This window comes from Actinokineospora sp. PR83 (assembly GCF_021056305.1).
In the GTDB taxonomy this organism is placed as follows: domain Bacteria; phylum Actinomycetota; class Actinomycetes; order Mycobacteriales; family Pseudonocardiaceae; genus Actinokineospora; species Actinokineospora spheciospongiae.
Genome location: NZ_JAJCXD010000054.1, coordinates 39,452 through 60,209 on the forward strand (window position 1 = coordinate 39,452; position 20,758 = coordinate 60,209).

Genomic DNA, 20,758 nt, shown 5'->3' on the forward strand with positions numbered 1-20,758 from the left:
TCGGACAAGTGTGGCGCAGACCTCCGGACTACCTGGACGATCGTCCAGGTAACTTGGCGGTCATGTTGGCGTTCATTTTGCTGGTCCTCACCCCGGTCGGCGAGGCGGCGAGCGGATCAAGCCGGAAATTGTCACCCCGGTGCGGCGCAATTGTGCTCCCCGCACTGGTCAGCGGCGTCGAACCCGGCCGCGGGTGAGCACCGCCTACCGCCGCGTCGACGGCCGCCGCGCCCGCGGCGACCGCAGGCGGACCGAGATCGTCGAGGCCGCGCTCCGGGTGATCGAGCGCGACGGGGTCGCGGGCGTCACCCACCGCACCGTCGCCGCCGAGGCCGGGGTGCCGCCCGCATCGCTCACCTACCACTTCGCCTCCCTGGACGACCTGGTCGTCGGCACCCTCACCTGGTCGGCCGAGCGGCTGGCCACCCTGATCCGGGACCGGATCGAGTCCAGCCGGATCAAGGGCCGCAGCCAGGCGGGCGCGGTCGCCGAGACGCTCGCCGAAGCGCTCGGGCCGCAGCGCGGCCGCACCATGGCCGAGTACGAGCTGTACCTGCTGGCCGCCCGCCGCCCGGCCCTGCGCCCGGCCGCCCGCCAGTGGCTCGACGTGCTCACCAGCCTCGGCCGCCAGCCCGACGAGGTCGGGTTCCGGGCCTTCCTCGCCGGGGTCGACGGCATCCTGCTCCAGGGCCTGATCGACGACGACCCGCCGACCGCGGCCGAGCTGCTCCCGGTGGTCGAGCACCTGCTGGAACCGCTGCGCTGACCGGGTTCGGGCCGTCCCGGTCCACAGGGGACGCTCCACCCCGAACGGAGCAGGTGGGATGGAGGTTCGCCGCCAACCGGAGGTAGGGGCAACCTCAGGGGTGGGTCGGGGGTCTCCCTGATGGTTCGCGCCGCCCGTGGTCAATAGCGTTCCGGCTGTCGGGTTGCCGCAGGAGGGGGACGAAATGGGTCGGCGGGTGGTGGCGGTGCTCTTGGCCGTCGGGGTGGGTGGCGTGCTCAGCGGGGTGCTCACCGGGTGCGGGGCGTTCCAGCAGCAGGAGCGGTTCTCCGACGACGCGGAGGTGGAGCAGGCGGTGCGCGGGGTCCGCCTGGACACCGACTCCGGGTCGGTCCGGATCAGCGTCGGGGAGACCGCGAGCGTGCACCGCGACATCGGCTACGGCGGCTCCCGGCCGGGGGCGACGTTCCGGGTCGAGGGGGACGAGCTGGTGCTCTCGGGGTGCGGGGAGCGCAACTGCTGGGTCGACTACACCGTCGTGGTGCCCGAGGGGGTGCGGGTGCTCGGGGAGTCGTCGTCGGGGGACGTCGAGGTCCGGGGGGCCGCGGCGGTCGACGTGCGGTCCGCGTCCGGGTCGGTGACCGTGCGGGAGGTCGGGGGGCCGGTCCGGGTGGCCGCGAGTTCCGGCTCGGTCGAGCTGGTCGACACCGGGGACACCGTGGCGGTCGAGGCCGACTCGGGGGACATCACCATCCGGGCGGCCAGGGCGGCCGGGGTCGCCGCGCACGCCTCCAGCGGGTCGATCCAGGTCACCGTGCCGCGCGGGGCGTACCGGGTGTCGGCCAAGAGCGACAGCGGCGAGGTGGACAACCGGGTCGGTGACGACCCGGGGGCGGCGAACCACCTCGACCTCGACGCGAACTCCGGGGACATCACCATCGGCTTCGCCTGAGGGAACAGCGGTGAGAGCCAGGTCACCCCGGGAACAACTTCCCGGGGTGCCTCGTTGTGGGAGTCAGGAAGGTTGAGCGGGTTCGACTCAAGTCTCGAACTTGAGTCCGGTAAGCTCAACCCGACAGGACACCACAGGGTCAAGCAGGAGGAAATCATGGCGCGTGCGGTCGGCATCGACCTGGGGACGACCAACTCCGTCGTCGCCGTCCTCGAGGGCGGTGAACCGACGGTCATCGCCAACTCGGAGGGCTCGCGGACGACCCCGTCCATCGTGGCGTTCGCCAAGAACGGCGAGGTGCTGGTCGGACAGCCCGCGAAGAACCAGGCCGTGACCAACGTGGACCGCACGGTCCGCTCGGTCAAGCGGCACATCGGCACGGACTGGAAGACCGAGCTCGACGGCAAGGACTACACCGCGCAGGAGATCTCCGCGCGGGTGCTCATGAAGCTCAAGCGCGACGCCGAGGCGTACCTGGGCGAGACCATCACCGACGCGGTGATCACCGTCCCCGCCTACTTCGAGGACGCCCAGCGCCAGGCCACCAAGGAGGCCGGGCAGATCGCGGGCCTCAACGTGCTGCGGATCGTGAACGAGCCGACCGCGGCCGCGCTGGCCTACGGGCTGGACAAGGGCGGCGCCAAGGAGCAGACCATCCTGGTCTTCGACCTCGGCGGCGGCACCTTCGACGTGTCGCTGCTGGAGATCGGCGACGGCGTCGTGGAGGTCCGCTCGACCTCCGGTGACAACCACCTCGGCGGCGACGACTGGGACCAGCGGATCGTCGACTGGCTGGTGGACAAGTTCAAGTCCTCCAGCGGCATCGACCTCACCAAGGACAAGATGGCGCTGCAGCGCATCCGCGAGGCCGCCGAGAAGGCGAAGATCGAGCTGTCCAGCTCGAACAGCGCCAACATCAACCTGCCCTACATCACCGTCGACGCGGACAAGAACCCGCTGTTCCTCGACGAGAACCTGACCAGGGCCGAGTTCCAGCGCATCACCTCCGACCTGCTCGACCGCACCCGCACCCCGTTCAACAACGTGGTGAAGGACGCGGGCGTGTCCATCGGCGAGATCGACCACGTGGTGCTCGTGGGTGGTTCCACCCGCATGCCCGCCGTCGCCGAGCTGGTCAAGGAGCTGACCGGCGGCCGCGAGGCCAACAAGGGCGTGAACCCGGACGAGGTCGTGGCCATCGGCGCCGCACTCCAGGCCGGTGTGCTCAAGGGCGAGGTCAAGGACGTCCTGCTGCTCGACGTGACCCCGCTGTCGCTGGGCATCGAGACCAAGGGCGGGGTGTTCACCAAGCTCATCGAGCGCAACACCACCATCCCGACCAAGCGCTCGGAGATCTTCTCCACCGCCGACGACAACCAGACCACCGTGGGCATCCAGGTGTTCCAGGGCGAGCGCGACTTCGCCGCGGACAACAAGAAGCTGGGCACCTTCGACCTGACCGGCCTGCCGCCCGCCCCCCGGGGCGTGCCGCAGATCGAGGTCACCTTCGACATCGACGCGAACGGCATCGTGCACGTCAACGCGAAGGACCTGGGCACAGGCAAGGAGCAGTCGATGACCATCACCGGCGGCTCGGCGCTGCCCAAGGAGGACATCGACCGGATGGTCAAGGACGCCGAGGCGCACGCCGAGGAGGACCAGAAGCGCCGCGAGGAAGCCGACGTCCGCAACCAGGCCGAGACCCTCGTCTACCAGACGGAGAAGTTCGTCAAGGACAACGACGACAAGCTCCCGGCCGAGGCCAAGGACAAGGTCAACGCCGCGATCGCCGAGGCCACCGAGGCGCTCAAGGGCACCGACATCGCCGCGATCAAGTCGGCGATGGAGAAGCTCAGCACCGAGTCGCAGGCCATGGGCTCCGCGCTCTACGCCAACACCGGGGCCGACGCCGCCGCGGGTGCCGAGGGCGCCCAGGCAGGCGCCAAGCCCGAGGACGACGTGGTGGACGCCGAGATCGTCGACGAGGACAAGGACAAGAAGTGACCGACAAGCACAGCGACGAGACCTCCGCCGAGGAGCCTCAGGTTGTGCGCGAGGGCGAGGTGGTCGAGGAGTCCTCGACCACCCACGCCCCGTCCGAACCCGAGGGCGGCGCCGAGGTCATCTCGGGCGAGGTCGTCATCGAGGAACCGGCGGCGGAGATCGACCCGGCCGCCGAGGTCAAGGCCCAGCTCGACGAGCGCACCGCCGACCTGCAGCGCCTGCAGGCCGAGTACGCCAACTACCGCAAGCGCGTCGAGCGCGACCGGGAGTCGGTCGTCGCGGGCGCCAAGGCCCAGGTCGTGGTCGAGTTCCTCTCGGTGCTCGACGACGTCGAGCGGGCCGAGGCGCACGGCGACCTGACCGGCGCGTTCAAGGCGGTGGCCGACAAGTTCAGCGCGGTCCTCACCAAGACCGGGCTGGAGGCATTCGGGCACGAGGGCGAGCCGTTCGACCCGTCCGTGCACGAGGCGGTGCAGCACAGCACCTCCCCGGACGTCGACGGGCCGACGGTCACCGGTGTGCTCCGCCGGGGTTACCGCTTCGGCGACCGGGTCGTGCGCGCCGCGCTCGTCGCGGTGACCGACGCCGAGCCGACCACCGCCTCGGCGGACTGAACGGAAGGAGGGGACGTCCGGTGAGTGCCAGGGACTGGATCGACAAGGACTTCTATCGCGAGCTGGGCGTCTCCTCCGACGCCGGGGACGCCGAGATCAAGAAGGCGTACCGCAAGCTCGCCCGCGAACTGCACCCCGACGCCAACCCGGGCAACGACAAGGCCGAGGCGCGGTTCAAGGCCGTGTCCGAGGCCTACGGCGTGCTCGGCGACGCGGAGAAGCGCAAGCAGTACGACGAGGCCCGCTCCATGTTCGGCGCGGGCGGTTTCCGCGGCGGCTTCGGCGGCGGTGCGCCCGGTGGCCCGGGGTCGTTCAGCGACATCTTCGGCCAGGCCGCGGGCGGCGCCGGTGCGGGCGGCGGGTTCGGCGACATGCTGGGCAACCTGTTCGGCCGCGGTCGCGGTGCCGCCGCCACACCCCGCGCCCGCCGCGGCGCGGACGTGGAGACCGAGGTCCGCATCGACTTCCTGGAGGCGGTCAAGGGCGCGACGGTGCCGCTGCGCCTGTCCAGCCCGACGACCTGCGAGACCTGCGCCGGTTCCGGTGCCCGCCCGGGCACCACCCCGCGAACCTGCGCCACCTGCGGCGGCGTGGGCCTGCTCAGCCGCAGCCAGGGCGCCTTCGCCTTCAGCGAGCCCTGCCGCGACTGCCGGGGCACCGGCCGCATCGTCGACGACCCCTGCCCGGAGTGCGCAGGCGACGGCGTCAGCACCAAGACCCGCACCCTCACCGTCCGCATCCCCGCGGGCGTCGAGGACGACCAGCGCATCCGCCTGTCCGGCCAGGGCGAACCCGGCTCCAACGGGGCGGCGGCGGGCGACCTGTACGTCCGCGTCCACGTCACCCCGCACCCGGTCTTCGGCCGCGACGGCAACAACCTCACCCTCAAGGTCCCGGTGACCTTCGCCGAACTGGCCCTGGGCACCACCCTCACGGTGCCCACCCTGGAGGGCGTCGTCACCGCCCGCGTCGCCCCGGGCACCCCCTCGGGCCGGGTGTTACGGGTCCGCGGCAAGGGCGTCGCCAAGCGCGACGGCAACACCGGCGACCTCCTGGTCACCCTCCAGGTCTCCGTCCCGGCCAAGCTGGACGACGCGGCCACCGCGGCCCTGCAGTCGTACGCGGAGGCCACCAAGCAGCACGACCCCCGTCCCGAGCTGACCGCCATGGTGGAGAAGGCGAGGCAGTAGTGAACCCGTTCCCACCGGGAGCCGACGAGGACACCCCCGTCTTCGTCATCTCGGTCGCCGCCCAGCTCTCTGGCCTGCACGCGCAAACCCTGCGCAGCTACGACCGCATGGGCCTGGTCTCCCCCGGCCGCACCTCCGGGGGCGGCCGCCGGTACTCGGTCCGCGACATCGCCCTCCTCCGCGAGGTCCAACGCCTCTCCCAGGAGGCGGGGGTCAACCTCGCGGGCATCAAGCGCATCATCGAACTGGAGAACGAGGTCGACGCCCTGCGCACCAGGGTGGCCGAGCTGACGGAGGAACTGGCCCACGTGCACGCGGTCGCCGAGCAGGCCGCGGCCGCCATCCACAAGTCCTACCGCCACGACCTCGTCCCGGTCCGCCAGGAAACCGCCCTGGTCGTCTGGCGCCCCCAGTCGCGCCGCTGACCGCTCGACGCACCCCGGAACGGGCAGGTCCACACCGGACCTGCCCGTTCCGCTGTCCCCACCCGGCCCGCTCCCCCTCCGCGTATCCCGATCGGTCATGCGGAGGTGGTTGACTACGCTGACAACTCGGTGGCGGCGGGGGTCAGTCCCAGTCGAAGGGGTCGTAGGTGATGTGGTCCTGGGGGGCGCCGTTGATCAGGAGGCGGGAGACCGTGGCCCGGATCATCGCGGGGCTGCCGGAGACCAGGATGTCGCAGTCGTCCCAGGTGCCGTAGTGGGTGACGACGTCGGCGAGGGTGCCGTGTTCGGCGGCTTCGACGTCCGGTTCGTTCTCCAGGACCGGGATGACCGTCAGCCAGGGGTTGGTGACCGCGATGTTCTGCAGGTGGGCGAGGTCGTAGAGGTCCTCGCGGACGCGGCCGCCGGTGAACAGGTGGACGTGCGGGTTCTGGCCCCACTGGGCCAGTTCCTCGATGATCGCGCGCAGTGGGGCGATGCCGGTGCCGCCCGCGATCATGAGCACGTCGCGGTCAGACGTGCGGTCCACCGCGAGGTGGCCCATCGGGGCGCCGATCTTCCACTCGTCGCCGAGTTGGGCGTGGGCGACCAGGGAGCGGCTGACCCAGCCGCCGTCGACGGCGCGGACGTGGAACTCCAGCACGCCCTCGTCGTCGGGGGCGTTGGCCGGGGAGAGGTTGCGCCAGAGCCGGGGGCGCTGCGGGACCTCCACGCTGACGTACTGGCCCGGGCGGTAGGGCATCGGTGAGGACGGCAGGACCCGGATCACCGCCAGGTCCCAGCCGATCCGCTCGTGCTCGACGACCTCCGCGGTGCGGTAGCCGGGTTCGTCGGCGTCCTCCGCCGCCGCTTCGAGCATGGCGCGGGCCACGATGGTGTACGCCTCGGCCCAGGCCCGTTCCACGTCGTCGGTCCAGGCGGGGCCGGAGTACTCGCGGACGGCGTGGATGAGGGCCGTGCCGACAGCCTCGTAGTGGTCGCTGCCCGCGCCGAACTTGCGGTGGTCGCGACCGAGGTCGCGCAGGTACGGGACCAGGTCGTCGGGGCGGTCGACCATCTGCATGGTGCGCACGAGGACGAGCAGCAGTGGGGAGCGGTGCACCTCCATGTTGATCGGGAACATCTCCCTGGCGCCGGGCGAGATGGTGAACAGGTTGGCGTGGAAGGACCGGGTGACCTCGTCCAGGTGCGCCTCGACCAGCGCGAAGCTCTCCCGGACCAGGCGCACCATGGTGCTGACCGCGGTCGGGGACTCCGCCCGCGGGCGGGAGGTCGGGATGGGGCTCAGATCGCCGTCGGCTGGCATGGTCGGGGGCGCACTCCACCTCTCGGGCGGTCCCTGGGGCGGCACCAGGCTACTGGAGGTGTCACCCCCCGGAGGCCGGTGAACCACTGGTTGGGCCTCTCGGGGGCGGCCCGGTCCGCCCGGCGGGTGGGACGGCCCGCCGCTGCGGTTAGGTTTCCCCCAAGCGCGACGAAAGGGACATGGTGACCGAGGGACCTGCGGGCGGGCGCGAGGACGCCGCCCAGGATCTTGAGCGGGAGCTGTCGAAGCTGTTCGGCCGCGCCCGCAGCGTGTCGCTGTCCCTGGCCGCCCGGGTGCACCCCGGCCTCGACGGCGCCTCGTACGCGCTGCTGCTGCACCTGAGCGACATCGGCCCGGTCCGCGCGGCCGACGTGGTGGAGCGCACCGGGCTGGACAAGTCGACCGTCAGCAGGCAGATCGCCCGGCTGGAGGAGCTGGACCTGGTGGAGCGGGTGGCCGACCCGTCCGACGGGCGGGCCCGGCTGGTGCAGCTCACGGTGACCGGCGCGTCCCGGCTCGACGAGATCCGCTCGCACCGGCGGGCGCAGTTGCGCGCCCAGTTGGGCCAGTGGTCGACCGGGGACATCCGCGAGTTCTCCCGGCTGCTCGGCAAGCTCAACCTCGACCTCTAGCGGCTGGTCACCACCCACACGGCCGGGTTGTGGACAGTTGCGCACAGCCCTGTGGACAACCACCTGGGGATTGTGGACAAGTGGATTACCGCTGTGGACAAACTCCTTACGACATGTGGGTGACCACTCGGACGAGTGGTTTCGGAGCGCAGTCGCGCCACGCTGTGTGAGTGTCGGGAGAGCGCTTCCCCAACTTTTTCGGAGTTGAGCGGAACACGCTCAACTTTTCTGACGTTGTACCGGTCGACAACGCGACGTGAGACCGAGGTGGAGATGGACGCGTTCAACCCGACGACCAAGACCCAGCAGGCGATCTCGACGGCCGCCCAGGCCGCCGCGACCGCGGGCAACCCCGACATCCGGCCGGTGCACCTGCTCGGCGCCCTGCTCGCGCAGGCCGACGGGCTGACCGCACCGCTGCTGACCGCCGTCGGCGTGGACCCGGACGTGGTCGGCAAGGAACTGGAGCCGATCGCCCGGGCGCTGCCCGCGGCCACCGGCGCCACCGTGTCGCAGCCGCAGCTCTCCCAGGAGGCGCTGCGCGCGATCACGCACGCGCAGAAGCTGGCGACCGACCGCGGCGACGAGTACGTCTCCACCGAGCACGTGCTGGTCGGCCTGGCCGCCGAGGGCGGGGACGTCGCCGACCTGCTGCGCCGCCACGGCGCCACCGCGGAGGCGCTGACCGAGGCGTTCACCAAGGTCCGCGGCTCCGCCAGGGTCACCAGCCCGGACCCCGAGGGCACCTACCAGGCGCTGGAGAAGTACGGCGTCGACCTCACCGAGCGGGCCCGCAAGGGCGAGCTGGACCCGGTGATCGGCCGCGACGCCGAGATCCGCCGGGTGGTGCAGGTGCTCTCGCGGCGCACCAAGAACAACCCGGTGCTCATCGGTGAGCCCGGCGTCGGCAAGACCGCCATCGTCGAGGGCCTGGCCCAGCGGATCGTCGCCGGGGACGTGCCCGAGTCGCTGCGCGGCAAGCGCGTCGTCTCCCTCGACCTGGGGTCGATGGTGGCCGGGGCGAAGTTCCGCGGCGAGTTCGAGGAGCGGCTCAAGGCCGTGCTCAAGGAGATCACCGACTCCGCGGGCCAGGTCGTGACCTTCATCGACGAGCTGCACACCATCGTCGGCGCGGGCGCCACCGGCGAGGGCGCCATGGACGCGGGCAACATGATCAAGCCGATGCTGGCCCGCGGCGAGCTGCGGATGGTCGGCGCGACCACGCTCGACGAGTACCGCGGGCACATCGAGAAGGACGCCGCCCTGGAGCGCCGCTTCCAGCAGGTGCTGGTCGGCGAGCCCACGGTGGAGGACACCATCGGCATCCTGCGCGGGCTCAAGGAGCGCTACGAGGTGCACCACGGCGTGCGCATCACCGACAGCGCCCTGGTCGCCGCCGCCACCCTGTCCGACCGCTACATCACCGCCCGGTTCCTGCCGGACAAGGCCATCGACCTGGTCGACGAGGCCGCGTCCCGGCTGCGGATGGAGATCGACTCGCGGCCGGTGGAGATCGACGAGGTGGAGCGCGCCGTGCGCCGCCTGGAGATCGAGGAGATGGCGCTGGCCAAGGAGGCCGACGCCGCCTCCAGGGACCGGCTGGCCGCGCTGCGCGCCGAGCTGGCCGAGAAGCGCGAGTCGCTGGCCGGGCTGACCGCCCGCTGGCAGAACGAGAAGGGCTCGATCGACAAGGTCCGCGAGCTCAAGGAGCAGTTGGAGTCGCTGCGCGGGGAGTCCGAGCGGGCCGAGCGCGACGGCGACCTGGGCCGCGCCGCGGAGCTGCGCTACGGCCGCATCCCGGCGCTGGAGAAGGACCTCGACGCCGCGACCGCGAGCACCTCGGTCACCGAGGGCGTGATGCTCAAGGAGGAGGTCGGCTCCGACGACGTCGCCGAGGTGGTGGCGGCGTGGACCGGCATCCCGGCGGGTCGGATGCTGGAGGGCGAGACGCAGAAGCTGCTGCGGATGGAGGAGGCGCTGGCGGGCCGGGTGGTCGGGCAGGCCGAGGCCGTGCGGGTGGTCTCCGACGCCGTCCGCCGCACCCGCGCCGGGGTGGCCGACCCGGACCGCCCCACCGGCTCGTTCCTGTTCCTCGGCCCGACCGGGGTCGGCAAGACCGAGCTGGCCAAGGCGCTGGCGGAGTTCCTGTTCGACGACGAGCGGGCGATGGTCCGCATCGACATGAGCGAGTACTCCGAGAAGCACTCGGTGGCCCGGCTCGTCGGGGCGCCCCCCGGGTACGTCGGCTACGACCAGGGCGGGCAGCTCACCGAGTCGGTGCGCCGCCGCCCGTACAGCGTGGTGCTGCTCGACGAGGTGGAGAAGGCCCACCCGGACGTCTTCGACGTGCTGCTCCAGGTGCTCGACGACGGCAGGCTCACCGACGGGCAGGGCCGCACGGTGGACTTCCGCAACACCATCCTGGTGCTCACCTCCAACCTCGGCTCGCAGGCGATCACCGACCCGGCGCTGGACGACCGCGGCCGCCACGACGCGGTGATGGCCGTGGTGCAGCGGCACTTCAAGCCGGAGTTCCTCAACCGCCTCGACGACGTGGTGGTGTTCCACGCGCTGACGACTGAGGAGCTGACCTCGATCGTCGACATCCAGGTGGCCAAGCTCGGCCGCAGGCTGGCCCAGCGCAGGCTGACGCTGTCGGTGACCCCGGCGGCCCGCGACTGGCTCGCGCTGAACGGGTTCGACCCCGTCTACGGCGCCCGCCCGCTGCGGCGGCTGGTGTCCTCGGCGATCGGCGACCAGCTCGCCAAGCAACTGCTCGCGGGCGAGGTCCGCGACGGCGACACGGTCGTGGTGGACCTCAACGACGACTCGTCCGGGCTGGTGGTGTCCCGGGCGTAGTGGCGGCGACCGGGGACCGGGCGGTGGACTCCGCCCGGTCCCGGGCGTGTCCCGGGCGCGTCTGCGCCCGTCGCAGGGGAAGTTCGTGAGATCGGGGGGCGCGGCGCGGGGCCGTGATCTTGAACCCGGCGCTGTGGCGACTACTCTGCCCCTGTGGGTATCCCCGCTTGGGTGTGGTTCGTCATCGCGGTCGTCGCGTTCATCGCAGGCGGCGGCTTCCTGCTGCGCGACCGGGCGCTGCTGACGTCCAGAAACCGGGAACGCCGGAGGTGGGCGGGTCTGCGCGGCTGGCAGTTCGCCGAGACCGACCCGCTGCTGCCGAAGAAGTGGTCCGGTGGCGCGGTCGCCTACTACGGCGACGGCGTGGCCCGCGACGTGGTGGCCGGGTCGACGTTCACCGCGGACGGCAGGCGCAAGGTGTTCGTCTTCGACCTGGAGGCCGGTGGGCGGGTCAACACGGTGATCGCCGCCGTGCAGACCCGCAAGGTGCACCCGGTGGTGGTCGAGCTGTGGGTGCCGAGCACGCCGTTCCAGCGCGAGCACATGCCGGAGCTGCTGGGCCCGGTCGGGCAGCGCTACGCGTTCGTCTCCGACATCTCCGGCGCCCGCGCGCTGATCACCCCGGACCTGGTCGACGCCACCGAGGAGATCGGCCGCGACATCGCCGTGGCCTGGATCGAGGACGGGTGGGTGCTCGCCGCCGCCCCGCCGAACTCCAGCCCGTCGCGGCTGGAGCGGCTGCTGCGCGGCATCGGCGAGATCGCCGACGTGGTCGACCCGTTCGACGCCGAGGCCGAGCCCGCGAGCGAGGCGCGGCCGGAGCAGGCCGGGGCCGAGCGGGTCGAGGCCGAGCAGGGCCGGGGCGAGCAGGTCAGGGGTGAGCAGGTGAAGGCCGCGCCGGAGCCCGTCGCGGACGCCAAGGACGCCTGATCTTCTTCCGGTCCCGGTTACCAGTGAGTAGCGTGGCCCCATGCCCACCGCGCTCATCACCGGTGCCACCGCTGGCATCGGTGCCGCCTTCGCCCGCAGGCTCGCCGCAGACGGCTACGACCTGGTCATCGTCGCCCGCACCGCCGACCGGCTGAAGGCCGTCGCGCAGGAGCTGGCCGAGGCCCACGGCGTGCGGGTGCAGGCCATGACCGCCGACCTGACCACCACCCGCGCCCGCAAGCGCGTGGAGGCCCGGCTCGCCGACCAGGACAAGCCGGTCGACCTGCTGGTCAACAACGCCGGGTTCGGCACCCGGGGTGCCTTCGCCGAGGCAGACCCGGACTGGTTGCAGAACCAGCTCGACCTCAACGTCACCACCGTGATGCGCCTCACCCGGGCCGCGCTGCCCGGGATGCTGGCCCGCGCCCACGGCGGCATCATCAACGTCTCCAGCGTCGCGGGCTTCTTCCCCGGCACCGGCCCCTCCTACGGGGCCACCAAGGCCTACGTCACGGCGCTGTCGGAGGGCCTGGCCACGAACCTGGCGGGCACCGGCGTCCGCGTCGTCGCCCTGGTCCCCGGCTTCACCCACACCGAGTTCCACGACCGCGCGGGCGACGACATGACCGACCTGCCGGACTTCCTGTGGCTCGACGCCGACCGGGTGGTCGCCGACTGCCTCGCCGACCTGGCCGTCGGCCGCAGCCGGTCGGTCCCGGGCAGGCAGTACAAGGCCATCGTCGCCATCGGCAAGCTCCTGCCCGCGGGCCTGCTCCGGCTGATCGAGAAGCGCGCCGCCGCGGGCCGCAACCGGGGGTAGCGGTAGCGGCCCGCTCACCCACGGCGAAGGCGTGGATTCCCAGGTCCGAGCGGGCGCGGCGGGGTTAGGCTGCCGCGCATGACGAACCCGCAGCCCGGGTGGTACCCGGATCGCCCCGGCAGCCCGACCCTCCGCTACTGGGACGGCGCCCAGTGGACCAGCCACACCCAGCCCGCCCCGCAGCAGGCCCCCGGCCAACCGCAGCAGCACCCGGGTCAGCAGTTCGGCGGGCAGCCGCACCAGCAGCAACCGGGCCAGCAGTACGCGGGCCAGCAGCACCCCGGCAGGCAGTACGCGGGGCAGCCGGGGCAGCCGGGTCAGCAGTACGCCCCCGGGCAGCAGCAGCCGCGCAGCGACGCCTCCGCGTGGGAGCTGTCGCTCGACGGCGCGCACGACCCGAACAAGATCCGCGACCAGCAGCGCCGGGCCGGGGTCGGGCAGACCGGGCAGGGTGGCGGGACGCTGTTCACCGAGCCGGTGCTGGTGGTGAACCAGAAGGTCAAGCTGATCGAGATGTCCAACGAGTACTCCGTGTTCGACCAGCACGGGACGCAGGTCGGCTCGGTGGCGCAGGTGGGGCAGAGCGCGTTCCGCAAGGCCGTGCGGTTCCTCTCCAGCTACGACCAGTTCCTGACCCACCGCTTCGAGGTCCGCGACGTGCACGGGAACAACCAGCTCCTGCTGACCCGCCCGGCGAAGTTCATCAAGTCGAAGATGATCGTGACCAGGCCGGACGGCGCACCGGTGGGCGAGATCGCCCAGGAGAACGCGATCGGCAAGATCCGGTTCGGGTTCCTCGTCGACGGGCAGAAGATCGGCGGCATCCAGGCCGAGAACTGGCGTGCCTGGAACTTCTCCATCACCGACAACACCGGCCAGGAGGTCGCCAGGATCACCAAGACCTGGGAGGGCTTCGCCAAGACCATGTTCACCACGGCGGACAACTACGTGCTGCAGATCCACCGGCAGCTCCCCGACCCGCTGCTCAGCCTGGTCGTGGCGTCCGCGCTCACCGTCGACACCGCCCTCAAGCAGGACAGCCGAGGCTTCGGCTGATCCGGCCGGGCGGCATGAGAGGGTGTGGACCCGTGCGAACTCCTGTTGACGCCCCGGCCCGGTCCGAGCTGGCGAGACTCGTGGGTGAGCTGGCCGTGGTGCACGGCCGGGTGACCCTGTCCTCCGGCGAGGAGGCCGACTACTACGTCGACCTGCGCCGGGCGACCCTGCACCACGCCGCCGCCCCCCTCATCGGGAAGCTGCTGCGCGGCCTCACCGCCGACTGGGACTACGTCGCCGCGGGCGGCCTGACCCTCGGCGCCGACCCGGTGGCGGTGGCGATGATGCACGCCGCCGCAGCCGCCGGTGAGGTGCTCGACGCGTTCGTGGTGCGCAAGGACGCCAAGTCCCACGGCATGCGCAGGCGGATCGAGGGCATCGAGGTCGCGGGCCAGCGGGTCCTCGCCGTCGAGGACACCTCGACCACCGGCAACAGCGTGCTGACCGCGGTGGACGCGCTGACCGAGGCGGGGGCGACGGTCGTCGGCGTGGTCACGGTCGTCGACCGGGGCACCGGGGCCAAGGAGGCGGTCGAGGCGCGCGGGCTGCCGTACCGGTACCTGCTGGACCTGGCGGATCTCGGTTTGGTCAAAGGTGACTGACCAGTACGAATCACGGTGAGAAGACCCCGGCCCCGGGATACGGTGGAGACCTCCGCCGGACACCCGGCGGCCGGGGAGGTGCCGCATGGTCGGGCTGCTCGTCGACGTCACCGTGGTCGTGCACTTCGCTGCCCTGGTCTTCATCGGGTTCGGCGGCTTCCTGGCCTGGCGCTGGCCCAAGGCGATCTTCGTGCACGTGTTCTTCGCGGCCTGGGGCGTCATCGTCAACGTGACCCCGCTGCCCTGCCCGCTGACGACCCTGGAGAACCACCTCCGCCACCGGCAGGGCCTGGGCGACCTGCCCGGCGGGTTCAACGAGTACTACGTCTTCGGGCCGATCATCCCCGACGGCTATGGTCAGTACGTGGCTTTCGTGGCGGTGGCGGTGCTGGTGGTGTCCTACGCGGGCGCGTTCACGCGCTGGCGGAGCGGGCGGAGCCCGCTGGTCCCCGCCGCGAAGTGAGCGAGCAGGGCCCCACCGAGTGGGTGTTCGGCGAACCGGTCGGCGTGGGGCCGTGGCCGGGTGACCCCCCGGACGACCCCCGCTACGACCCGGTGCTGCTGGCCGAGGGCGACCGGCGCAACGTCGTCGACGCCTACCGGTACTGGCGGCGCGACGCCGTGGTCGCCGACCTCGACCGGCGCAGGCACGACTTCCACGTGGCCATCGAGAACTTCCAGCACGACCACAACATCGGCACCGTCGTGCGCACCGCCAACGCGTTCACCGCGAAGGCCGTGCACATCGTCGGCCGCAGGCGGTGGAACCGGCGCGGCGCCATGGTGACCGACCGCTACCAGCACGTCGAACACCACCCCACGGTGGAATCGCTGCTGGCCTTCGCCGACGCCGAGGGCCTGGCCGTGGTCGGGGTGGACAACACCCCCGGGTCCACGCCGATCGAGCGCACCCCGCTGCCCCGGCGCTGCGTGCTGGTCTTCGGCCAGGAGGGACCCGGCCTCAGCGAGGACGCCCGCAAGGGCGCCGACGTGCTGGTCTCCATCGCCCAGTTCGGCTCCACCCGGTCCATCAACGCCGGTGTCGCGGCGGGCATCGTCATGCACTCCTGGGTCCGCGAGCACGCCGACCTCGACGCCGCCTGGTGACCCCACGACCGCCGGTCGACCCCGACAGGGTGAATCCGGCCGGTCGGCCGGGCGGACCCGCCGCCGCAGCGGCGACCATCGGGGGATGAGCCGGTACGCCCGGGGCGCGGTGGCGCCCACCCTGTGGGCCGCGCGCGCCGGGGTCGCCGAGCGCGCCGTCCGAGAGCGGCACCTGCGCCGGGTCTGGGGCCTGCCCGGCACCGCCCTCGGCCGCGCCGCCTGGCCGCCCGGACCGGGGCAGCGGCTGTTCGCCGAGTGGAACTACTGGTGGCAGGCGCACCTGCTGGACTGCCTGGTCGACGCGCAGCTAAGGGACCCGGTGCCGGACCGGGCCCGGGTCGTGCGGCAGTTGGTCCGCGGCATCCGGGTGCGCAACCTGGGGAGCTGGACCAACTCCTACTACGACGACGTGGCCTGGCTCGGCCTGGCGCTGCTGCGCGCCTCCGACCACCTCGGCCTCGACACCGGGGCCGCCGTCGCCCGGATCACCGAGCAACTGCGCGCGGGCTGGACCGACCACGGAGGCGGCGGCATCTGGTGGCGCCGCGGCGACACGTTCAAGAACGTCCCGGCCAACGGCCCGGCCGCGATCCTGCTCGCCCGCGCCCAGCACGTCCCCGGGGTGGGCGACCGCGCCGACCGGCAGCGCGCCCGCTCGATGACCAACTGGATGACCCGCGCCCTGCGCGACCCCCGCACCGGCCTGCTCTTCGACGGCCTGCACGTGGCCCCCGACGGCTCGATCACCGACGTCACCCGCATCTTCTACACCTACTGCCAGGGCGTCTACCTGGGCGCCTGCGTCGAACTCGGCGCCAACGACCCGGGCGGCGGCTGGCTCGAACGGGCCGTCGACGTCGTGTACGCCACAGCGGGGCACCTCGCCCCCGCCGGGGTCGCCGCCGCCACCGCGGGGGGCGACGGCGGCCTGTTCGCGGGCATCCTCACCCGCTACCTCGCCCTCGCCGTCCCCCACCTGCCCACGGACGCGGCGGACGTGGCCCGCGGTCTCGTGCTCGCCTCCGCCGACGCCGCGTGGCGCAATCGGACCGTTGCTCCCGGCGGCCCGGTGTTCCCGGCCGACTGGGCGCGGCCCGCTGACCAGCCCGACCCGCACCGGCCGGAGCGTGCGCTGTCGGTCCAGCTCTCCGGCTGGATGGTGCTGGAAGCCGCCGCCCGCCTGGAAAGGCCCGCCTAGGGTCCGTCCGCGAGCCGGGGTTTCGGGTGGCTGTGCTTTCAAGTCCGGGATTTGTCGCTGGTGCCCGGGTGGGTGGATCCGCTTGGGCGGGGCCCCTACGCCGATCATGCGCCCAGTGTGACCGAGTGGGGCTGAAGAGATGCCCCACAGCCCAGGCAGGCTCGCACATGATCGGCACCCCCACCCAAGCACATCCACCCACCCGGGCCTCTGCTTAGCCGGGCCGGCGGTTGGCAGGGTGGTCGGCTTTCGCTGCGCCGCTGGGGTTCGGCGTGGCCCGCCGCCAGGCAGGCGGTCGATGGGGTGGTCGGCGGCTGCGCCGGTGGCGGTCGAGATTCCCTGTTTCAGGGAAGCCATGCTCCGGATGTCCACTCGCTACGGTGGCTCGGACCCGAGGGGTGCGGGTCAACTGCGTCGCGCCCGGGATCGTCCACTCCGAACTGCACGCGGCGGCGGGCATGGCCGACCGGCCGGAGCGGCTCGCGGGCAGGGTGCCGCTCGGTCGTGCCGGTCAGCCCGAGGAGGTGGCCGACGCGGTGTCGTGGTTGCTCGGACCCGGGGCGTCCTTCGTGACCGGGGCCGTCGTCCCGGTGTCCGGTGGGTTCTGAATGACCCGATCGGTGGTGTGTGACCGGTGCGGTGGCGGGGTACATCGCGGGACAACGGAGTCGAGGACGACCAGCGGAGAGGAGAAACGCCATGGCGGACGGGCTGGTGCTGCAGGGCGAGATCGAGACGGACCTGTCGGCGGAGGTGCGCAGGCGCGCGGCGCGGACGGTCGCGTCGGTGGCCACCGACGCGCGCGAGTGCGCCGAACTCCTCTCCATGCTCGGGCTCGCCCCGGACGAGGGCGCGGCCGAGCGCGCGGCGTGAGTGGCCGTGGATGGTTAGGTCCCGGATGACCGGGTAAGTCCCAGTAGACCGTTTGAACCGGCAGACCGAGGAGATGTTCGCGTTGAGCACGATCACCGAATCCGTCGATGTAACCGTTCCGGTGACCACGGCGTACAACCAGTGGACCCAGTTCGAGTCCTTCCCGCACTTCATGGAGGGCGTCGAGCGCATCGACCAGCTCGACGACCGCCACACCCACTGGGTGACCAAGATCGGTGGGGTGACGCGGGAGTTCGACGCCACCATCACCGAGCAGATCCCGGACGAGCGGGTGGCGTGGAAGTCCGACTCCGGGCCCGACCACGCGGGGGTCATCACCTTCCACCGGCTCGACGAGCGCACCACGCGGGTCACCGCGCAGATGGACATCGACCCGGAGGGCTTCGCCGAGAACGTGGCCGACAAGCTCGGCCTCATCGACAGCCGGGTCAAGGCCGACATGAAGCGCTTCAAGGGCTTCATCGAGGAGCGCGGCGGCAAGGAGACCGGTGCCTGGCGCGGCGAGGTCGAGCGCCCGGGCCAGCTCCCCACCTGATCGGCACCCCGGCCTGATCGGTGGGTGATTCCGATCAGCGCGGGTGGTTTCCGAACGGACCACAGTGAAAACGCAGGGCTTCGGCCCTGCGTTTCGCTGTTTTCAGTGCCCGGTCACAGTTCGGCGAAACCCGCCTCGGGAATCGCGGTGGGTGCCGGGGTCGGGCAGCCGCAGGAGCCGCGGTGGTTGAGCACCGGCGGCAGCAGGACCGTCTCCGGGGGCCGCTCGCCGTCGTCGAGGCGGGCCAGCAGCAGGCGGACCGCGGTGCGGCCGATCTCGTCCACCGGGTGCGCCATGGTGGTGATCCCCGGGGGCACCAGCTCCGCCCAGTCCACCTCGTCGTGCCCGACGATCGCCAGGTCGCGGCCGACCTCCAGGCGGTGCGCCCGCGCCTCGCGGTAGGCGCCCGCGGTCATCGCCCCGTTGCCGGTGATGACCGCCGTCGGCCGTTCCGGGACGGTGAGCAGCCTGCGCAGCGCCAGCACCCCGTCCTGCGGGGACGCGCCGCCGCCCGCGACCAGGTTCGAGTCCCAGCGCAGGCCCGCCCGGCCCAGGCCCAGCCGGTAGCCGAGGGTGCGCTCCTCGCTGGCGCCCATCCACTCCACGCCGCTGATGAACCCGATCCGGCGGTGCCCGGCCTCGGCCAGGTGCGACACCAGCGCCGAGGTGGACTGGATGTTCTCCGCGCCGACCTGGTCCAGCTTGATCTTGTGCGACACCCGGTCCACCAGCACCGCGGGCACCCCCGTGCGCGCCAGCATCTCCAGCGTCGCGGTGTCGCCGGGGGCGGGGGTCAGCAGCATCCCGTCGACGCGGCGGGCCTGGAGCTTGCGCACCGCGGCCCGCTCGCCGTCCTCGGAGTCCAGGGTGTCGCCGAGCAGCACCTGGTAGCCGGCGGCGGTGGCCTCCGCCTCGATGGCGTGCACGAGCTGCGCCAGGTGCGGGTTGGCCAGCAGCGACATGGCCACGCCGATCGACTTGGTGCCGCCGGTGACCAGTGACCGGGCGATCGCGTTGCCGGTGTACCCGGTCTCCTCGATGGCCGCCCGCACCCGTTCGAGCGTCGACTTGGCCACCGGCCTGGTCTCGTTGACCACGTGTGAGACCGTGCTGATGGACACACCGGCCAGCTTGGCGACGTCTTCCATGGTGGCCACGGCTGGGTCACCTCCCTCAGCAGACGGCAAACGCTTGCGTCAACCCTACTCACCCGAATGGAGTTCCCGTGCGGCGGGAGTGGACCTTCTCCGAGCTGGTCGACCGGGCCGCCGCCCTCACCACCGGGCCCCGGCGGGTCCTGGGGATCTGCGGGGCGCCGGGGGCGGGCAAGTCGACCCTGGCCGCCCGCCTGGTGGCCGCCCTGGGCGGGCGGGCCGTGCTGGTCGGCATGGACGGCTTCCACCTCGCCCAGGCCGAACTCGACCGGCTCGGCCGCGCCGAGCGCAAGGGCGCCCCGGACACCTTCGACGCGGACGGCTACGCCGACCTGCTCCGCAGGCTGCGCACCAGCACCGACGCGGTCGTCTACGCGCCCGAGTTCCGCCGCGAGGTCGAGGAGCCGATCGCCTGCGCCGTCCCGGTGCCGTGTGAGGTTCCCCTCGTGGTCACCGAGGGGAACTACCTGCTGCTCTGGCCCGCGGTCCGGCCGCTGCTCGACGAGGTCTGGTACCTCGACCCGGACCCCGGGGTCCGCCGCCAACGCCTCTACCAGCGCCATCGCGCCTTCGGGCGGACCGAGGACCAGGCGCGGGAGCGAACGGACGGATCGGACGAAACGAACGCCCGGCTGGTCGCCGACACCGCCGCCGCGGCGGATCTCGTCCTGCGAAAGATCCAATAACGCTCGTGCCCACCGTCGCCCCGCTCGGGCATCATGACCAATGACCTGCCCCGAACGGGTCAAGGAAGGACGGTCGGCGATGCCCGCTCTCACCGGCGCGCACCATGTCGCCCTCACGGTGACCGACGTGGATCGCAGCGTTCCCTGGTACGAACGCGTCCTCGGCTTCACCACCGAGGGACGCGAGGACGACGAGGGCGACCAGGGCCTGCGGAAGGTGTTCCTGGACGGCTTCGGCATGACCCTCACCCTGGTCCAGCACCCCGGCGCCGAGCGCGCGGCGTTCGACGAGTGCAGGCCGGGCCTGGACCACCTGACGCTGCCGCTGGCCGACCCCGCCGCCCTCACCACCTGGGCGCGGCGGCTCACCGACCTCGGCGTCTCCTTCACCGCCCCGGACGACTCCCCCACCCTGTCGCTGCGCGACCCGGACGGCATCCAGCTCGTCCTCGCCGCGGGCTGAGGCGGGGTCACTCGGCCAGGGACACCTCTTCGGCGGGCTTGCGCAGCTCCTGGCGGTACCGCCGGATGCCCCACGCGGTGCCGCCGACGAAGAACGCCACGCTGGCCACCACCGCCACCGTCTTCAGCCACGGGAGCCGGTCCAGCAACCCGGCCGCGTAGTACCCGCCGAGCACCAGGATCGGCACCCAGGCGACCGCGCCCACGAACGTGGCCAGCGCGAACCGCCTCGGGTCCATCCGCGCCGCGCCGGCCACCAGCGGGGCCAGCGTGCGGACCCACGGCAGCCACCTGGCGACCACGATGGCGAAGAACCCGCGCTGGTCCAGGAAGTCGCGGGCGCGTTCCAGCCGCTCCGGGTTGAGCACCTTGCCGCCGCGCCTGGCGATGATGGCGTGCCCGGTCTTGACACCGATGAAGTACCCGGTCTGGTTGCCCGCGACGGCGGTCAGCGTGGCCGCCAGCGACAGCCACCACGCCTGGTGCTCGTGGTGGTGCTGGGCCAGGACCACCCCCGCGGCGAACAGCAGCGAGTCGCCGGGCAGGAACAACCCGACGATGAACGCGCACTCGGTGAACACCATCCCCAG

General features: G+C 72.2%; 23 protein-coding genes. 20 read left to right on the plus strand and 3 right to left on the minus strand.

What is annotated here, in order from left to right:
* The first annotated feature begins 193 nt into the window (after window positions 1–193).
* The 6 genes from L6E12_RS19150 to L6E12_RS19175 all read left to right on the plus strand — a co-directional run bounded on the left by L6E12_RS19150 (window position 194) and on the right by L6E12_RS19175 (window position 5,909).
* Window positions 194–766, plus strand: a complete 573-nt coding sequence (locus L6E12_RS19150) for a TetR/AcrR family transcriptional regulator (protein ID WP_236229294.1) — start codon at window positions 194–196, stop codon at window positions 764–766.
* 184 nt (window positions 767–950) lie between these two features.
* Window positions 951–1,676 (plus strand): DUF4097 family beta strand repeat-containing protein, encoded by a 726-nt coding sequence (locus tag L6E12_RS19155; protein WP_236229295.1) that lies wholly within the window; start codon window positions 951–953, stop codon window positions 1,674–1,676.
* Between the two features lie 156 nt (window positions 1,677–1,832).
* A complete protein-coding gene (dnaK, locus tag L6E12_RS19160; protein WP_236229296.1) occupies window positions 1,833–3,680 on the plus strand; it encodes a molecular chaperone DnaK in 1,848 nt (615 codons plus the stop codon).
* The gene (gene grpE / locus L6E12_RS19165) at window positions 3,677–4,294 is read left to right on the plus strand and encodes a nucleotide exchange factor GrpE (protein WP_236229297.1); all 618 of its coding nucleotides are present in this window, start codon (window positions 3,677–3,679) and stop codon (window positions 4,292–4,294) included. The genes dnaK and grpE overlap by 4 nt, the downstream gene beginning before the upstream one ends.
* Window positions 4,295–4,314: 20 nt before the next feature.
* Window positions 4,315–5,484, plus strand: a complete 1,170-nt coding sequence (gene dnaJ / locus L6E12_RS19170; RefSeq protein WP_236229298.1) for a molecular chaperone DnaJ — start codon at window positions 4,315–4,317, stop codon at window positions 5,482–5,484.
* Window positions 5,484–5,909: a heat shock protein transcriptional repressor HspR gene (locus tag L6E12_RS19175; protein ID WP_236229299.1), complete on the plus strand. Its 426-nt coding sequence runs from the start codon at window positions 5,484–5,486 to the stop codon at window positions 5,907–5,909. The genes dnaJ and L6E12_RS19175 overlap by 1 nt, the downstream gene beginning before the upstream one ends.
* Before the next feature lie 142 nt (window positions 5,910–6,051).
* On the opposite strand, the gene L6E12_RS19180 is transcribed toward L6E12_RS19175, so the two are convergent.
* Window positions 6,052–7,233: an FAD-binding oxidoreductase gene (locus tag L6E12_RS19180; RefSeq protein WP_236229300.1), complete on the minus strand. Its 1,182-nt coding sequence runs from the start codon at window positions 7,231–7,233 to the stop codon at window positions 6,052–6,054.
* A 179-nt stretch (window positions 7,234–7,412) separates the two neighbouring features.
* On the opposite strand from L6E12_RS19180, the gene L6E12_RS19185 reads away from it, so the two are divergent.
* From L6E12_RS19185 to L6E12_RS19240, 12 genes are all read left to right on the plus strand, one after another.
* Window positions 7,413–7,865, plus strand: a complete 453-nt coding sequence (locus L6E12_RS19185; protein WP_236229301.1) for a MarR family winged helix-turn-helix transcriptional regulator — start codon at window positions 7,413–7,415, stop codon at window positions 7,863–7,865.
* A gap of 273 nt (window positions 7,866–8,138) precedes the next feature.
* Window positions 8,139–10,724: an ATP-dependent chaperone ClpB gene (gene clpB, locus L6E12_RS19190; protein ID WP_236229302.1), complete on the plus strand. Its 2,586-nt coding sequence runs from the start codon at window positions 8,139–8,141 to the stop codon at window positions 10,722–10,724.
* 153 nt (window positions 10,725–10,877) lie between these two features.
* Complete coding sequence (locus L6E12_RS19195) at window positions 10,878–11,654, plus strand: hypothetical protein (RefSeq protein WP_236229303.1); 777 nt, start codon at window positions 10,878–10,880, stop codon at window positions 11,652–11,654.
* 40 nt (window positions 11,655–11,694) lie between these two features.
* A complete protein-coding gene (locus L6E12_RS19200) occupies window positions 11,695–12,474 on the plus strand; it encodes an SDR family oxidoreductase (protein ID WP_236229304.1) in 780 nt (259 codons plus the stop codon).
* A gap of 78 nt (window positions 12,475–12,552) precedes the next feature.
* Window positions 12,553–13,530, plus strand: coding sequence for a phospholipid scramblase-related protein (locus L6E12_RS19205; protein WP_236229305.1), 978 nt, complete (start codon window positions 12,553–12,555; stop codon window positions 13,528–13,530).
* 14 nt (window positions 13,531–13,544) lie between these two features.
* The gene (gene pyrE / locus L6E12_RS19210) at window positions 13,545–14,132 is read left to right on the plus strand and encodes an orotate phosphoribosyltransferase (protein WP_236229306.1); all 588 of its coding nucleotides are present in this window, start codon (window positions 13,545–13,547) and stop codon (window positions 14,130–14,132) included.
* 85 nt (window positions 14,133–14,217) lie between these two features.
* Window positions 14,218–14,595 (plus strand): DUF2784 domain-containing protein, encoded by a 378-nt coding sequence (locus L6E12_RS19215; RefSeq protein ID WP_236229307.1) that lies wholly within the window; start codon window positions 14,218–14,220, stop codon window positions 14,593–14,595.
* Window positions 14,592–15,239: an RNA methyltransferase gene (locus L6E12_RS19220; RefSeq protein WP_236229308.1), complete on the plus strand. Its 648-nt coding sequence runs from the start codon at window positions 14,592–14,594 to the stop codon at window positions 15,237–15,239. Before L6E12_RS19215 ends, L6E12_RS19220 begins: the two co-directional genes overlap by 4 nt.
* Before the next feature lie 85 nt (window positions 15,240–15,324).
* Window positions 15,325–16,437, plus strand: coding sequence for a glycoside hydrolase family 76 protein (locus tag L6E12_RS19225; protein WP_236229309.1), 1,113 nt, complete (start codon window positions 15,325–15,327; stop codon window positions 16,435–16,437).
* A 380-nt stretch (window positions 16,438–16,817) separates the two neighbouring features.
* Window positions 16,818–17,045 (plus strand): SDR family oxidoreductase, encoded by a 228-nt coding sequence (locus L6E12_RS35470; protein WP_308075025.1) that lies wholly within the window; start codon window positions 16,818–16,820, stop codon window positions 17,043–17,045.
* A 91-nt stretch (window positions 17,046–17,136) separates the two neighbouring features.
* Window positions 17,137–17,310: a hypothetical protein gene (locus tag L6E12_RS19235; protein WP_200873381.1), complete on the plus strand. Its 174-nt coding sequence runs from the start codon at window positions 17,137–17,139 to the stop codon at window positions 17,308–17,310.
* Between the two features lie 82 nt (window positions 17,311–17,392).
* Window positions 17,393–17,866, plus strand: a complete 474-nt coding sequence (locus tag L6E12_RS19240) for an SRPBCC family protein (protein ID WP_110080817.1) — start codon at window positions 17,393–17,395, stop codon at window positions 17,864–17,866.
* A 113-nt stretch (window positions 17,867–17,979) separates the two neighbouring features.
* Here L6E12_RS19240 and L6E12_RS19245 read toward each other — a convergent pair whose 3' ends face one another.
* Window positions 17,980–19,014 carry a LacI family DNA-binding transcriptional regulator gene (locus L6E12_RS19245; protein WP_236229347.1) on the minus strand — a complete coding sequence of 345 codons (1,035 nt, stop codon included), beginning with the start codon at window positions 19,012–19,014 and terminating at the stop codon, window positions 17,980–17,982.
* Between the two features lie 77 nt (window positions 19,015–19,091).
* Here L6E12_RS19245 and L6E12_RS19250 point away from each other — a divergent pair, with 77 nt between their 5' ends.
* Entirely contained in the window at window positions 19,092–19,706 is a 615-nt protein-coding gene (locus L6E12_RS19250; RefSeq protein WP_236229310.1) for a nucleoside/nucleotide kinase family protein, read from the plus strand.
* Between the two features lie 79 nt (window positions 19,707–19,785).
* A complete protein-coding gene (locus tag L6E12_RS19255; protein WP_236229311.1) occupies window positions 19,786–20,169 on the plus strand; it encodes a VOC family protein in 384 nt (127 codons plus the stop codon).
* 7 nt (window positions 20,170–20,176) lie between these two features.
* Here L6E12_RS19255 and L6E12_RS19260 read toward each other — a convergent pair whose 3' ends face one another.
* The gene (locus tag L6E12_RS19260) at window positions 20,177–20,752 is read right to left on the minus strand and encodes a DedA family protein (RefSeq protein ID WP_236229348.1); all 576 of its coding nucleotides are present in this window, start codon (window positions 20,750–20,752) and stop codon (window positions 20,177–20,179) included.
* Window positions 20,753–20,758: the final 6 nt, after the last annotated feature.